The following is a 14742-nucleotide window of genomic DNA, read 5'->3' as shown; positions in this document are numbered from 1 at the left end:
CGGCAGCGGGTGCAGCCGCCCGGCGAAGGTCACCGGGGGTAGCGGGAAGACGGTCAGCACGACCAGCCCCACGACCAGCCCACCGAGCACGTTGGCCCAGCTCAGCGTCCCCCAGAGCAGCACCCAGCGCCACGAACACCAGCACCGAACAACACAGCAACTTGATCATCCGGTAACTGTGCCACGGACGTAGGGTGCACAGGTGCGCCTGGCGACCTTCAACCTGCTGCACGGCCGCTCCCTGACCGACGGGCTCGTCGACCCCGACCGGCTCACCGCCGCCGTCCACGCCCTCGACGCCGACGTCCTCGCCCTCCAGGAAGTCGACCGCGACCAGTCCCGCAGCGGCCACCACGACCTCACCAGCATCGCCGCACACGCCCTCGGTGCCCCCGAACACCGCTTCGCCGCCGCCGTCGTCGGCACCCCAGGCGAACAGTTCCGGCCCCTGCGCCACGACGACGACGGCCACGGCGAACCCTGCTACGGCATCGGCCTGATCAGCCGCCACCCCGTGCGCACCTGGCAGGTCACCCGGCTGGCCCCCGCACCCGTACGATCCCCGATCTACGCACCGGGCCCCGGCGGTGGACTGCTGCTGCTGCGCGACGAACCCCGTGTCGTCCTCGCCGCCGTCCTCGACACCCCGCACGGCCCCCTCACCGTCGCCGCCACCCACCTGTCCTTCGTCCCCGGCTGGAACGCATACCAACTGCGCCGCGTCGTGCGCGCCCTGCGTGCCCTGCCCGGTCCCCGCATCCTCCTCGGCGACCTCAACCTGCCCGCCGGCCCCGCCCGCCTGCTCACCGGTTGGCGACCCCTCGCCCGCTGCCCCACCTACCCCGCCATCGCACCCCGGGTGCAGCTCGACCACATCCTCGCCGACCCCCGGGGGCTGCACCGGCTGCCCCCGGTCACCGCCGTCGACACCCCCCGCTCGACGATCTCCGACCACCGGCCGCTGCTCGTCGACCTCGGCTGACTGCCGCCGCCCGGCAGTTCGCTGCGGCGCCCGCGTCACGGAAACGCCCATCGCCACCGACCTGTCCGTGGTGGGCACGCGACGGACACGGGCACGGTACCCCTGACGAACGTCGCCCTGGAGGCCCCCGACCCCGATCTCGCTCACCTGCGGCAGAAGCGGGCGTCAGGTCGACGCGCGGGGGAGTTTGGCGGCCACGGCGTCGAGGACCCATTCCAGGCCGGCCGCGAAGGACGTCTCGGCATCGACGTCCATGGCGTCGTGCACGGCCCTGCTCAGTGCCGGGAAGCGGCCGGTGGCCAACATTCCGGTCAGGTGCGGGCCCCAAGCGCGCTGCCAGTCGCGCTTGGACAGACCGGTGGCGCGTTCGGCCCGCAGGTCCGCGACCTCGCGTCTGATCGCGCCGGTGACGTAGGCGCTGACCGTCGCGACGGCGCGCATCACGGTGTCGATGTCGGCGAGGCCGTCGAGGGCGGCCAGCTTGGCCTCGGTCACGGCGAGGCCGTTCGGGCCGAGGGTCGGGCGGCCGCCGAGCAGGTCGGCCAACCATTCGTGCCGCAGAGCCGCCTGCCTGGTGCGGTCGGCGTGCATACGCAGTGCCTCCCGCCAGTCGCCCGGCTGCTGCTCGGGAAGGATCTCGGCGTGGACCTCGTCCACCATCAGGTCGAGCAGGTCGTCCTTGGTGGAGATGAATCCGTACAGCCGCATCGGGCCGGCGTCCAGCCGGGCGGCGACCTTGCGCACCGACACCGCCGCCAGCCCGCCCTCGTCGGCCAGGGCGATGGCGGCGGCGACGATCCGCTGCCGGTCGAGCGGCGTCGGAGACCTGGGCGGCTCCGGTCGGTCCCACACGGTCATGGTCACTCCCTGCTGTTGCACAGCATTGTAGGAGCTCGATACAGTGTATTCCTATGAGACATCGTATTGCGGTGGTCGGGGGCGGCCCGGCCGGCCTCACCTTCGCCCGGGTCCTGCACCGCCACGGCTACCCGGTCGCGGTGCTCGAACGCGATCCCGGACCCGACGCCCGCCCTCCGGGCGGGAGCCTCGACCTGCACGAGGAGCTGGGCCAGCTGGCGCTGGACAAGGCGGGGCTGCTGACCGATTTCCAGGCGCTGTCCCGTCCCGAGGGTCAGGCCATGCGCATCCTGGACCCGACCGGGACCGTCCTTCGGGACTGGCGACCACGACCGGACGAACGGGCCAATCCCGAGATCGACCGTGGGCAACTGCGTGACCTGCTGCTCGGCGGTCTCGACGTCCGGTGGGGACGGAAGGTGACCCAGGTGATGCCGAGCACCGGGCAGGGGCCAGTGGTGCATTTCGCAGACGGACAGCAGGAGACGTTCGATCTGGTGGTGGGCGCGGACGGAGCCTGGTCCCGGGTCCGCCCGGCGGTGTCGTCGGTGACGCCGCACTACACCGGCGTCACCTCGGTCGAGACCTCCCTGGACGACGTCGACACCCGCCACCCCGACCTCGCCCGGTTGATCGGCGACGGTGCACTCGCCGTGTACGGCGTGAACCGGTCCCTGGTCGCCCAACGCAACAGCGGCGGTCACGTCAAGGTGTACGCCACCTTCCGCGCCCCGTCGGACTGGCACACGGAGCTGGACCTGGCCGACGTCGAGGCCACGCGGTCGGGTCTGCTGGCGCTGTTCGACGGCTGGGCCGCTTCCGTGCTCGACCTGCTCGGCCACGGCACCGCTTTCGTCCACCGCCCCTGCTACGTCCTGCCCGTGTCCCACACGTGGGCCCACGTCGCCGGGGTGACGCTGCTGGGTGATGCCGCCCATCTGATGCCACCGTTGGGGGCCGGCGCGAACCTCGCGATGCTGGACGGCGCCGAGCTCGCGGAGTCCGTCGCCGTCGGCCCGGAGGATCTGGACGAGGCCGTCCGGGCCTTCGAGGAACGGATGTGGGCGCGGGCCAACAGGTGGGCGGCGATGACGACGGCTGGTCTGGAACGCCTCGTGAGCCCGGACCCCGCCGAAGCGGTCGCCCTCTTCGACCAGGTCCAACCGTCCTGACCGCCGGGCAACGAGAAGCCGCACGCTGACCTCGTTCGGGGGACTCGGGAAACCGGTCGGGGGCGGGAGTACGTCCCACCCCCGGCCGGCTCGCTAAATCCCTAACGCCCTATTAGCGGCTTCTCGGTAGCCGCTGCGAGGAAGGTCTGACCCATGCCCCGACACTTGACCACGCTGCTGGCGCCGCCGCTGCTGGCCCTCAGCGCGTGCACCGCCGCCACAGCCGCGCCAACGACACCCCCTCAGCTCCCACCCGCGAGCACCACACCCAACCCCGGGCAGTCCGAATGGCCACGCCAACAGGAACTGGGGGACGCCGCAACGACCGTGGACGAAACGGCCCCGTCGCGCTGGCCCGACGCCTACGCCGGAGTGGCCCTCGACATGCCCGCCCAGCTCCTGCTGGTACAGCGCATCCCCACCCCCGGATTCGACGCCGCCGTCCGAGCGGTGGCGCCCACCGTGACAGTGCAGTTCACCGACGCCAGGTACTCCAAGCGGACCCTCGACGCGTGGGTCGAGCAGATCAGCGACGACTTCACCTACTGGCAGGGGCGAGGCATTCAGCTGCACAGCGTCGGCGCGGAGCCCGGCCAGTACGTGGCGGTCGGCATCAACAACCCGAAGCGCGACGCAGGCAAGATCAGCGCCCGCTACCCGCGCATGGACCTGCGGGTGGTGCAGGGCAGCCCCGCGGTACTCGCTACCGCAGGCTGACAATCCGGTCTTCTCGCCGGGGCTCACCGAGCGGATCGCCGGTTTGATCCTCCGCCACACGACCTGACTTCACGCCGCCCGCACCCGCGCATGCCCCTTGGCTGCGGAGCGGCCTCGTGGCCCCACGCGCGCCCGCCATCAGCCCTCGCTCGTCGTCGGCCTCCACCCTCGACCACACCCGCCCGTATTATCGAATAACTATTACCAGTAATTCGCTAAACCAGTAGTGCATATGGGGCAGATCGACCAGACACCATAATGTCTGTTCTGTTATTTTCCTACATCCATGTAGGAATTACCCGTCTGTTGCCTGCTGTTCCAGATAGCGCAACGCGGCACGCAGCGACTGGGGAGAGTCCCTGAAGTGGCCAAGCGCGGCATTGCAGCCCACGCAGAGCAGTCCTCGCACCCGCTTGGTCTCGTGGCAGTGGTCCACCACGAGACGCGCGGCATCAGCCGTGGGCGTTCCGTCCAACCGGGGGCGACCGACGGGGTGGGAGGGAATGTCGCGCTCGTGAGTGCCGCAAATGGCACAGCGGTGGTCTTGGGCGGCGCGTCGCGCGTCGTACTCCTGCTCTGTGATGCCGTACTTCGTGCGGAGGTTCATCGCCCGCACCGCCGCCGGTCCAAGCCTCTGGCGAGTGGCGCGGTTCATGTCGCGGCCTCGCTGCAGGCAAGTCGAGCAGCAGATGGTGGGGCATCCTGATGTTCCGATGAAGGCGTTGACACTCCGCGACTTCCGGCACCGCTTGCACACTCTGCTTTCTGACACGTGCGCAATGTAGTCGCCGGTAGTGACAAATCCTCCTGTTCAGGAAGGCCTGGGCCCTGCCGGGCCTCGTCGAGTAACGCGCCACGCATGGTGCGGTGAGGATTATTCCTAGCCTGCGTTGAGGCCTCGTGACCCGCTGGTGCCTCCAGGCTTGGGACCGGTGCTCGGTAGCTGGTCGACGATGCCTGTGGGTGCGTGGTCGAGCAGTTCCCGCAGATCCCCGGTCGACACTTCCAGGACACCGGCGCAGGCCAGGGCGTGCAGCCAACCCATCGCCCCGGCGACCTCGCCGGACCGGGCCGGGACACCGAGGGCAGCGGCCAGCTGCGGATACGTCCACGCTGGCCCGGTGAGGGTGAACGTCCGGCCCCGGGTGTCGGCCCGCAGCAGGGCGGCGACGGCGGCCTCGGCCAGGTCCGCCCGGGCGGCGGTGTTCAGACCCCGGCCGTCGGTGGCGTGCACCAGCACGTCGACCCCGACCGCCGCGTCGACCAACGGCTCGGTGTAGAACGGGTTGCGCAGCACCGTGTGGGCCAGCCCTGCCGCCACGAGCGCCTCTTCGGTGGCCCGGTGGGCGTCGAAGAGACCCTCGACCGGGTGGAAGCTGGTGTAGACCACGTCGGTGACCCCGGCGCGCAGCGCCGCCGCCACGACGGCACGATGCTGTGCGGTACGGCGGGCGGGGTCGAGTTCGGGGGACGAGACGAAGATCAGCCCGGTGACCCCGGCGAAGGCGCTGACCAACGTGTCGGGAGCGTCGTAGTCGCCGGGGCGTACGGCGACTCCCAGGTCCCGGGCGCGGCCGGGCTCGCGGGCGACGGCCACGATCCGGTCGGGCCGTACCCGGTCACGCAGGTGTGCGACGGCTAGGCGGCCGAGGGCGCCGGTGGCCGCGGTGACGGCGAACAGTTCGTGGGGCATGGGCACACCCTGGCCGGCGATCCGGTCGCGGACAACCGGGTTTCGCCGACCGTCGCCCGACGCGGGGCGGTGCCCGGCGGCCGGCGGTGCCACGATGGTGCGATGAGCGACGAGCCGATCGACCTGACGACCGCGCTGGCCTCCTTCGACCAGCTGTGGAGCCCACACATCGTCACCCGGGTCAACGACTACGACGTCCGGGTGGCGAAGGTGGCCGGCGAGCACGTGTGGCACACCCACGACCACACCGACGAGTTCTTCCTGGTCCTCGATGGTGAGCTGCGCATCGCCCTGCGCGACGACGCCGGCGAGCGCACGGTGGTGCTGCCCCGGGGCGCGGTGTACGTGGTGCCGCGCGGGGTGGCGCACCGACCGTCCGCCCCCGCCGGGGCGTCGATCCTGCTGTTCGAGCCGTCGGGGACGTCCAGCGTGGGGGACCGGCACGACGAGGTACCCGCCCACGTGGACGCCACCACCGGCCACCCCCTCTGAGCCTCACCCGTCGGGTTGACGAGCGGGCCGCAACGCGGTAAATACTGAAGTACGAGTTGAGCCCACCCGACTCAACTCAAGGACCTTCGGCCCGAGGAAACCGAGGAGGCACGACCATGCTGATGCGTACCGACCCGTTCCGGGAGATCGACCGGCTCGCCGAGCAGCTGCTGGGCACCACCAGCCGACCCGCCGTGATGCACCTGGACGCCTGGCGCGACGGCGACCACTTCCACGCCGCGTTCGACCTGCCCGGCGTGGACCCCGACAGCATCGACTGCACGGTGGAACGCAACGTGCTGACCGTCCGCGCGCAGCGCCGCCGTCCCACCACCGAATCCGTCGAACTGGTCGCCGCCGAGCGGCCGATGGGCACCTTCTCCCGGCAGCTCTTCCTCGGCGACACCCTCGACACCGACCGCCTGGAGGCGGCGTACGAGCACGGTGTGCTGACCTTGCGCATCCCGATCGCGGAGCGCGCCAAGCCACGCCGGGTGCCCGTCACCGCCGGCGATGGGCGCCGGCAGCTCACCGCCTGACCTGCGCACCAACACGGTGGGGGCCGCACCGGCCCCCACCGGGCGGACGACTTCGGGTGATCCGGTCGGGCGCGCCTCACCACGATTCCCCACCGAGGCTGAGAGCCTTTTTCACATGCCGCGCCCCGACGTCCCCGTGCTGCCCCACACCTCGACCCGCCCGGCCCTGTCCGGCACACCTGTCGACTTCACCGAGGCGTGGCTGCGCAACCGGAGGCTGTCGGCGCACACCCGCGACGCCTACCGGCGCGACATCGCCGGCTGGCTCACCTGGTGCGCCGCCGGTGACCTGGATCCGCTGCGGGCCAACTTCCTCGACGTCAACGCCTACGCCCGGCAGTTGGAGGCCACCCCGGCGGCACGCAGCGGTCGGCCACTGACCCCCGCCACCGTGGCCCGGAAACTGTCCGCCCTGTCCAGCTGGTACGAGTTCCTGGTCAAGCTGCGTGCGGTGGACGCCAACCCGGTCTCCGGCGCCGACCGCCCACGCGTCGACCGAGACCACTCGGCCACCGTCGGGCTCAGCCCGCAGGAGGTCGACGCACTGCTGGCCGCCGCCGACGCCGACACTGGCCCGACGGCCGCCCGCAACCGGGCCGCCGTCGCCCTGCTGGCCGACCTCGGGCTGCGCGTCGGTGAGCTGGTCTCGCTCGACCTCGCCGACCTCGGGGCCGAACGGGGGCACCGCAGCGTCCGCTTCGTCGGCAAGGGCGGCAAGCCACGCCGCCGGGCACTCACCCCGGGTACCGCGTACGCCGTGGACGCCTACCTGGCCGACCGGGCCGCTGCGGCGGGGGTGAGTGTGGACGCGTTGACCGGACCGCTGCTGGCCACCACCACCGGTGGCCGCCTCGACCGGCACTCGGTGTTCCGGTTGGTGCGCCGGCTGGCCGCCACCGCCGGCATCGCGGCGGCGGCGAAGCTGTCCCCGCACTCGCTGCGGCACGCCTTCGCCACCACCGCCCGCGAGGAGGGGGTGCCGCTGGAGGACGTCCAGGACGCGATGGGTCACGCCGATCCGCGGACCACCCGCCGCTACGACCGGGACCGGCACAACCTCGACCGGGACCCGGCATACGTCATCTGGGCGGCCCGGGCGCGACGGCGGGGCTGAGAGAAGGACCCGTCGACCCCGGTGAGCGCCCGCCGCGGGGGAGCCCGGCCCTCGTCCGGCCACATCGGGCGGGTGTCTCAGCCGAGCAGGTCCAGGTGGTGGTGGGCGTCGGCGGAGACGTCCTCGTGCCGCAGCCACCGTCGGGCCCACAACCGGGCGGCCACCTCGGCCTGCTGGTCACCCCACGCGGCCTGCTCGACCAGCAGCGCCGTGGTCAACGCGTACGCCATCCGCAGCGCCACCGCCCGCGCGCCGGCCCGTACCGGCACCGCGCTCGGGTCGGCGGTCACCTCGGCGAGGGTGACCTGCAGCTCCCGCACCACCTCGGCGAGGGTGTCGGCCAGGGCCGGCGCCAACGGCCTGGCCAGGTCCACCGCCCCGGCCAGCCGACGCAGCAGCGGGGTGCCGGCGTCCTCCCGGGTGACCGCGCGCAGCACGTCCACCGCCAACACGTTGGTGGTGCCCTCCCAGATCGGCAGCACCTGCGCGTCGCGCAGCAACCTCGGCACCCCGGTGTCCTCGACGTAACCGGCCCCGCCGAACGCCTCCACGTACTCCGCGGCCGAGGCCACCGCCCACCGGCCGGTGGCCAGCTTCGCCAACGGCGCCACCACCCGCAGCTCCGCGGCGGCCTGCGGGTCGGCGCCCACCTCCGCCCGCCCGAGCAACGCGAACGCGTGACCGGCCAGGACGAACGCGCCCGCCGCGTCGACCGCCAAGGCCCCCAGGGTGGCCCGGTGCAGCGGATCGTCGGCCAGCGGCCCGCCCGCGACGTGCCGGCTGCCCGCGTAGGCCCGGGCGTAGGCCAGGCCACGGCGCATTCCCGACGCGGCGGCCGAGGCGTTGTGCACCCGGGTCACCACCACCAGGGTCATCGCCCGCGCCAGCCCCGGCACCGCCGGGTCACCCAACGGCGACGCGTACGCGTCGCGCAGCCCGATCTCGGCGGTCGGCAGCGCCCGGGTGCCCAGCTTGTCCTTGAGCCGGTGCACCGTGATCCCGGGGGCGGGAGAGCCCGGCGCGGCGTCCGCCCCGGCCAGCGGTGAGTCGGTGGCGTACCGGGGCACCAGGAACGGGGCGAGGACCCGGCTGCCCCGGCCGGCGCCCTCGGGCCGGGCCAACGCCACCGCCACCGCCGCGTCGGCGGCCGAGCAGAACCACTTCTCCCCGGTCAACCGCCACGACCCGTCGGCGGCGGGCCGCCCGACCGTGGTGGTGCGGGACAGGTCCGAGCCGCCCTGCGACTCGGTCATCCACTGCCCGCTGACGACCGCCGTGTCCGGGTCGGTGGAGATCAGCCGGGGCAGCCACGCGTCGCGTACTCCCGCGTCGACCCCGGGGCTGCTGAGCAGCGCGGCCGCGCCGTCGGCCATCGCCACCGGGCAGGAGAAGGTCGCCGACTCCGGCCCGTACAGGTGCAGCAGGGCGTGCTGGACGACGCGGGCGGCGGCCCCCCACGTGCCGCGCGCCGACTCCAGGTAGGGCAGCGCGACCACGGCGTGCCGGGCGGCGGCGGCCCGTTGCGCCTGCCACCCGGCGCTGGTGTCGACCCGGTCGACGCGGGCACCCCACGGGTCGTAGCGGACCAGCGTCGGCGGGTGGGCCTCGGCGTCGGCGTGCGCGGCGCGCAGCGGCCCGACGACGTCGGCGGCCAGGTCGGCCAGCCGCCCCTGCGCGGCGGCGTGCCCGGCCGGCCCGAGGTGCCGGGTGAGCCAGGACCGTAGCAGCGGATCACCGGTGTACGGGTCCTCGACGGCCGGTACCGGCTGCACGAAACGGCTCATCCGTCGCTCCTTCGCCAGGGGTGTCCGCCGACGGTAGACGATCGGCGCGGCGGCGCGACAGGGGTCGAAGCGCCTGCGCGGCACCTCCCCGGCCGCATACCGTCGCAGGTGATGGGTGTGGACCAGGTGTGGACCAGACCGGCGCGGCGGCACCGCCCGGTGCGCACCGGGCTGTTCCTGGGTGGTCTCGCCGTCGGCCTGTGTCTGGTCGGGGTGGCCGGGTTGGGCCTGTGGAACATGCAGGTCGTCATGGGTGCCACCGGCCCGGTGCGGGACACCGCCGACGGGTTCTTCCGGGAGCTGTCCGGCGGACAGGTCGACCCGGCCTACCGGCGGCTGTGCGCGCAGACCCGCAGCCGGTGGAGCGAGGTGGGTTTCGCCGGTTGGGTCCGCACCCCGCCGGTGGTCACCGGCTACGAGATCCTCGACGTGTCGGTGCGCACCAGGGCGGGCCGGCCCGCCGGTGAGGTGACCGTCCGGGTCACCCGCGACGGCGGGGCCGACGAACAGCGCCGGCTGCCGGTGGTCAAGGAGGACGGGAAGTGGCGGGTCTGCGGCGACCCGTACTGACCGCCGGCCCGTCGCGGGGCGAGGGTCCTCCCTCAGGTACGCGGGCCGAGGTCCCCCGAGCGGTAGTGCCGCCGGCACAGCACCTGGTAGCGCACCTCGGCGGTGTCCACGGTGTCGCCGATGACGACCTGGGCGCCCTCGCGGACCACCCGCCCGTCGACGACCCGGGCGTTGAGCAGCCCTTCCCGGCCGCACCAGCACAGCACCTCCACCTGGATGCGGGCCACCTCGTCGGCCAGTTCGAACAGCCGCCGGGCGGCCGGGAACAGGCAGGACCGGAAGTCGGTGGCCAGGCCGAAGGCGTACACGTCGACGTCGTAGCCGTCGACCAGCTCGGCCATCTGTTCGACGTGCGCCACGTCGTAGAACGACGCCTCGTCGCAGATCAGGTAGTCGATGCGCACCCCCTCGGCCCAGGTGTCGCGGACCAGGGTGCGCAGGTCCAACCCGTCGGTCACCTCGACGGCCGAGTGGGCCAGCCCGATGCGGGTGGTCACCTGCGGCCCCAACGACCTGTCGATGCGGGTGGTGACCAGTCCCCGGCGGCCCTGCCGGGCATGGTTGTAGTTCATCTGCAACGCCATGGTGGACTTCCCGCAGTCCATCGGCCCCCAGAAGAACTTCAACGCGGCGGCGTGCAACGGTCGACCGTCGACGCCCCGGGCGGCGGCGCAGCCGGTGCGCCCGTCGTCCGGGCCCGGGAGCGGGCGGGCCAGGCAGGAGGGGATGGCGTCGTCGGTCACGTCGGGGCAGCCTAGCCCATCGACACACGCCGTTGGGATTGCTGGGTTGCCCGCCGGTCAGAGCACCCGGGGCGGGGTGTTCCCGGCGGCGAGGATGGCCTTACGCATCGGCACGGCGGCCAGCAGCGCGAACCCGACCACGAAGAAGATCAGCAGCGACACCAGACCCACCCGGTAGGAGGAGGTGAGCTGGAACACCAACCCGAAGGCCAGCGGGCCGAGCCAACTGGTGCCCTTGTCGCTGATCTCGTAGAAGCCGTAGTACTCGCCTTCCCGGCCGGCGGGGATGAGCTGGCTGAACAACGACCGGCTCAACGCCTGGCTGCCACCGAGGACCAGACCGATCGCCGCACCGAGGACCATGAACGGCACCGGTGCCTCGGCGGGTAACCGGAACGCGCCGAGGATCACCCCGGTCCACAGCACCAGCGACAGCAGCACCGTCTTCCACGCGCCGATGCGCCGGGCCAACGCCCCCAACCCCAACGCGCCACCGAAGGCGAGGAACTGCACCAGCAGGATCGTCACGATCAGGGTGCTCTGCCCCAACCGCAGCTCCTCGGTGCCGTACTGGCTGGCCAGGGTGATCACCGTCTGGATGCCGTCGTTGTAGACCAGGAACGCCAGCAGGAAGAACAACGTCAACGGATACGCCTTGATCTCCCGCAGGGTCCGGCCCAACTGCCGGAACCCGTCGGTGACCACGTTACGACCGCCGCCGCGCAACGCCTCGGCGGTGGGATGCTCCCGCAACCACCGCAACGGCACCAGGGTGAACACCGCCCACCACACCCCGGCCGACACGATCGACCAGCGGGCCAGGTCCAGGGTGCGCTGCGGGTTGTCGTCCTCGCTGAGCAGCGTGACCGCCACCAGGTTCAACGCCAGCAGCAGCCCACCACCGAGGTAGCCGATGGCCCAGCCGCGGCTGGACACGGCGTCGCGTTCGTCGGGACCGGCCAGCTGCGGCAGGAACGAGTTGTACACCACCACCGCCGCCCCGAAGGCGATGTTGGCGACCAGGAACAACGCCCCGCCGAGCAGGTACCGCTCCCCGGTCACCAATGCCATCGCGATGGTCGCCCCCGCCCCGGTGAACGCCGCCCCGGCCAGCAACCGCTTCTTGTGCACCGTCCGGTCGGCGACCGCCCCCACCACCGGCAGCACGAACACCGTCAGGAACACCGACAACGAGATCAGGTACGGGTAGTACGACCCGGCGGCGACCCGGATGCCCAGCGGGTGCACGTACCCGTCGCAGCTGTCCGCGCCGAGTTCACAGCCGGCCGCCAACTCGGTGACGGTGGTGAGGAACGGGCCGAGGAACACCGTGATGACGGTGGTCTGGAAGGCCGAGTTGGCCCAGTCGTACAGGTACCAGCCCCGCCGTTCCCGGCGGGTGCTCGCCGGGGCGTCGGCGACGGTGGGGGTGGTGACCGGCTCGGCCATCGCGGTCCTCGGTGTTCAGGCGGCCCAGTGGCCGCGGCTGCGGTAGACGTCGCGCAGCACGTCGACGTGATCGGTCATGATGCCATCCACACCACGATCCAGTAAGTCGTGCATCTGGGCAGGTTCGTCGATCGTCCAGACGTGCACCTGCAACCCCGACCGGTGGCAGTAGGCCAGGAACCGGTGGTCGACCACCGGCACCCGCCCGTAGCGGGGCGGCACCTGCGCGGCCACCACCGACGGTGGCAACCGCACCGGTCGGCCGTGCCGCGACGCCCACCACAGCCGGGCCACCCCGCGCATGCCCAGCCCGGTGGCCACCCGGCCGCCGGTGGCCGCCCGCAGCCGGGTCAGCCGGGCGTCGCTGAACGACGCCAGGAGCACCCGGTCAGCCGCGCCGGCCCGGGTCACCGACTCGACCGCCGGGGTGACCGCCCCGTCGGCCTTCACGTCGATGTTGAACCGGACCTGCGGCCAACCGGCCAGCACCTCGTCGAGCCGGGGCACCACCGCGGCGCCGCCGACCCGCACCGATGCCAGGTCGGCCCAGCGCAGGTCGGCGATGCGCCCCCGCTCACCGGTGACCCTGTGCAGGGTGGCGTCGTGGAAGACCACACACACCCCGTCGGCGGTGCCGTGCACGTCGGTCTCCACGTACCGGTAACCCAGGTCGACGGCCCGGGTGAACGCGGCGACGGTGTTCTCGTCGCCGTCGGCGGCGCCACCGCGGTGGGCGAAGGCCAGCGGGGCGGGGGCGTCCAGGTAACCGGAACCGGTCGGCACGCAGCGCAGTATGCCCGCCCCCGGTGACCGGCGGGTGGCCGACCGGCGACCGTCGCCCCCCGGTGCGCCGGCGGCCTCAGTCGATCCACGCCCCGGTCAGCGCGGTGACGGTGGTGCCGTCGGGGTCGGCGAGCTTCACCCCGACGAACTGCCGGGCCGGCGCGGAGGTCTGCACCCGAGGCGGCGGGGTCGGCCCGGTGACGGCCCGCACTACGACCGCCGCGGCGTCGGCGGGGGACTGCGCGGCGGCGAACGCGTCGTCGGTACGCCGCAGGTATGCCCGCAGCGCCGGCCCGTACGCCCCGACGGCGGTCACCGCCGCGTCCCGGTCGACGCCGACGTTGGCGACGAACTCGCTGGCCACCGCCCCGGGCTCGACCACGGTGACGGTGACCCCGACGGTGGCGGCGACCGGCGTGAGGGACTCCATGAACCCCTCGACGGCGAACTTCGCCGCACAGTACGCCTCGTTGAACGGCTGCCCGACCACCCCGCCGACGCTGCTGACGGTCACCAGCCGGCCCCCGCTGGCCCTCAGGTGCACCAGGGCGGCCCGGCTGACGTGCAGCACCCCGAAGAAGTTGACCTCCATGACGGCGCGGACCGCGTCCACGCCGTCATGCTCCAGGGTGCCCAGGTGACCGGCGCCGGCGTTGTTGACCACCGCGTCGAGCCGCCCGTACCTGTCGACGACGTCGGCGACGGCGGCGGTGACCGACGCCGGGTCGACCACGTCCAGGTGCCGTACGTCGATCAGGTCGGCGACGCCGGCGGCCTCGGCGGCGGCCCGCAGCCGCGCGGCCCGGGACACGTCGCGCATGGTCGCCACGGTCCGCCAGCCGGCCCGCGCGCAGCCCAGGGCGGTCTCCAGTCCGATGCCGCTGGAGGTGCCGGTGATCAGGACGGTCTGTTCGCTCATTGCTGACCTTCTTCCGGGGGACGACTGTGCGTGGGCGTCGACCCGGGTCGGGGTGACGACGGGCGGCTGTGGATCCGGCTGGTGTCGACGGGACGGCCCGGGTCGACGTGCCGGGGGCTGTCGGGTTCGTCGGGGCGCAGCGGCACCAGGGTGTCGGTGATCGCGTCGACGATCCGGTCGGTGCCCTGGCGGGCCGCGCCGGGCGCGGTGGGGGAGAGGTCCCGCAGGTCCAGTGGCGCGCCGAAGCGGACCCGGATCACCGGCCGGCGCAGCAGTGCCCGGCCCAGCCCGCGCAGCATCCCCCGGGGCGTCCGATAGGGCAGCACCTCGTGTGACCCCCACTGGGCGACGGGCACCACCGGGGCGCCGCAGGTCATCGCGAGCCGTGCCGTGCCGGTCTTGCCCCGTTCGGGCCACATGGCCGGGTCCAGCCCGATGCGGCCCTCGGGGTAGACCAGCACCACCGAACCGGCGGTGACCGCGGCGGCGGCGTCGTCGAGGGCCCGGCGTACGGCGGTGGTGCCCCGGTCGACTCGCAGGTGCCCGGCGTGACGCATCAGCGCGCCGAGCCCGGGGGCGCGGAACAGCCCTCCGGTGGCCATGAAGCGGGGCGCCATGCCCCGGGCCCGGCAGGCGGCGCCCAGGACGATGGGGTCGAAGGGGCTGATGTGGTTGGCGGCCAGGATCAGCGGCCCCCGACGCAGGTGCGCGGGCACGTCCCCGGTGACCTCCAGCCGGGCCAGCAGGGCGACGACCAGCCGGGCGAACAGTTGGGCGGCACGCCAGAACAGTGGTGGCTGCCAGCCGGGGCGCGGGGTGTCCATCAGTCGCCGATGGTCGCACGGGCACGGGGGAGGACCGGACCCCGGGTCGGGTGGCCTGCGGTGATCAGGGTCATTGGTCCCGGGTCGGGTCGTGACCCCCGGC

16 protein-coding genes are annotated in these 14742 nt (G+C 73.0%); 7 read left to right on the top strand and 9 right to left on the bottom strand.

What is annotated here, in order from left to right:
* Positions 1-202: 202 nt before the first annotated feature.
* Complete coding sequence (locus AC0AIB_RS26740) at positions 203-982, top strand: endonuclease/exonuclease/phosphatase family protein (protein ID WP_465097713.1); 780 nt, start codon at positions 203-205, stop codon at positions 980-982.
* 165 nt (positions 983-1147) lie between these two features.
* Here the strand turns inward: AC0AIB_RS26740 and AC0AIB_RS26735 are convergent, their stop codons facing one another.
* Positions 1148-1840: a TetR/AcrR family transcriptional regulator gene (locus AC0AIB_RS26735; protein ID WP_328347055.1), complete on the bottom strand. Its 693-nt coding sequence runs from the start codon at positions 1838-1840 to the stop codon at positions 1148-1150.
* Between the two features lie 53 nt (positions 1841-1893).
* On the opposite strand from AC0AIB_RS26735, the gene AC0AIB_RS26730 reads away from it, so the two are divergent.
* Both AC0AIB_RS26730 and AC0AIB_RS26725 read left to right on the top strand, forming a co-directional pair.
* The gene (locus tag AC0AIB_RS26730) at positions 1894-3012 is read left to right on the top strand and encodes an FAD-dependent oxidoreductase (RefSeq protein WP_465097712.1); all 1119 of its coding nucleotides are present in this window, start codon (positions 1894-1896) and stop codon (positions 3010-3012) included.
* Positions 3013-3165: 153 nt separating this feature from the next.
* Complete coding sequence (locus tag AC0AIB_RS26725; RefSeq protein WP_465097711.1) at positions 3166-3729, top strand: hypothetical protein; 564 nt, start codon at positions 3166-3168, stop codon at positions 3727-3729.
* 295 nt (positions 3730-4024) lie between these two features.
* Here AC0AIB_RS26725 and AC0AIB_RS26720 read toward each other — a convergent pair whose 3' ends face one another.
* Together AC0AIB_RS26720 and AC0AIB_RS26715 are read right to left on the bottom strand one after the other, a co-directional pair.
* Complete coding sequence (locus AC0AIB_RS26720; protein ID WP_465097710.1) at positions 4025-4336, bottom strand: endonuclease VII domain-containing protein; 312 nt, start codon at positions 4334-4336, stop codon at positions 4025-4027.
* A 273-nt stretch (positions 4337-4609) separates the two neighbouring features.
* A complete protein-coding gene (locus tag AC0AIB_RS26715; protein WP_328347048.1) occupies positions 4610-5422 on the bottom strand; it encodes an NAD(P)H-binding protein in 813 nt (270 codons plus the stop codon).
* A 102-nt stretch (positions 5423-5524) separates the two neighbouring features.
* On the opposite strand from AC0AIB_RS26715, the gene AC0AIB_RS26710 reads away from it, so the two are divergent.
* From AC0AIB_RS26710 to AC0AIB_RS26700, 3 genes are all read left to right on the top strand, one after another.
* Positions 5525-5914, top strand: a complete 390-nt coding sequence (locus AC0AIB_RS26710) for a cupin domain-containing protein (RefSeq protein ID WP_328347046.1) — start codon at positions 5525-5527, stop codon at positions 5912-5914.
* Between the two features lie 116 nt (positions 5915-6030).
* Positions 6031-6453: an Hsp20/alpha crystallin family protein gene (locus AC0AIB_RS26705; protein WP_328347044.1), complete on the top strand. Its 423-nt coding sequence runs from the start codon at positions 6031-6033 to the stop codon at positions 6451-6453.
* Positions 6454-6568: 115 nt separating this feature from the next.
* A complete protein-coding gene (locus AC0AIB_RS26700) occupies positions 6569-7567 on the top strand; it encodes a tyrosine-type recombinase/integrase (RefSeq protein WP_328347042.1) in 999 nt (332 codons plus the stop codon).
* A 77-nt stretch (positions 7568-7644) separates the two neighbouring features.
* Here the strand turns inward: AC0AIB_RS26700 and AC0AIB_RS26695 are convergent, their stop codons facing one another.
* Entirely contained in the window at positions 7645-9351 is a 1707-nt protein-coding gene (locus AC0AIB_RS26695) for an acyl-CoA dehydrogenase family protein (RefSeq protein ID WP_465097709.1), read from the bottom strand.
* 111 nt (positions 9352-9462) lie between these two features.
* Between AC0AIB_RS26695 and AC0AIB_RS26690 the strand changes: the two genes are divergently transcribed.
* Complete coding sequence (locus AC0AIB_RS26690; RefSeq protein WP_465097708.1) at positions 9463-9921, top strand: Rv0361 family membrane protein; 459 nt, start codon at positions 9463-9465, stop codon at positions 9919-9921.
* A gap of 32 nt (positions 9922-9953) precedes the next feature.
* Here AC0AIB_RS26690 and AC0AIB_RS26685 read toward each other — a convergent pair whose 3' ends face one another.
* The 5 genes from AC0AIB_RS26685 to AC0AIB_RS26665 form a co-directional block, all read right to left on the bottom strand.
* A complete protein-coding gene (locus AC0AIB_RS26685) occupies positions 9954-10664 on the bottom strand; it encodes a thymidine kinase (RefSeq protein ID WP_442930730.1) in 711 nt (236 codons plus the stop codon).
* A gap of 57 nt (positions 10665-10721) precedes the next feature.
* Positions 10722-12113, bottom strand: a complete 1392-nt coding sequence (locus AC0AIB_RS26680) for an MFS transporter (RefSeq protein ID WP_328347036.1) — start codon at positions 12111-12113, stop codon at positions 10722-10724.
* 15 nt (positions 12114-12128) lie between these two features.
* Entirely contained in the window at positions 12129-12896 is a 768-nt protein-coding gene (locus tag AC0AIB_RS26675) for a glycerophosphodiester phosphodiesterase (protein WP_328347034.1), read from the bottom strand.
* A gap of 76 nt (positions 12897-12972) precedes the next feature.
* Complete coding sequence (locus tag AC0AIB_RS26670; protein WP_328347032.1) at positions 12973-13815, bottom strand: SDR family NAD(P)-dependent oxidoreductase; 843 nt, start codon at positions 13813-13815, stop codon at positions 12973-12975.
* Positions 13812-14639, bottom strand: a complete 828-nt coding sequence (locus AC0AIB_RS26665) for a lysophospholipid acyltransferase family protein (RefSeq protein WP_465097707.1) — start codon at positions 14637-14639, stop codon at positions 13812-13814. The genes AC0AIB_RS26670 and AC0AIB_RS26665 overlap by 4 nt, the downstream gene beginning before the upstream one ends.
* Positions 14640-14742 lie beyond the last annotated feature (103 nt).

Source organism: Micromonospora sp. DSM 43699 (genome assembly GCF_055517075.1).
The sequence above is the reverse complement of the archived record's forward strand: the minus strand, read 5'-3'. Positions and strand labels throughout refer to the sequence as shown.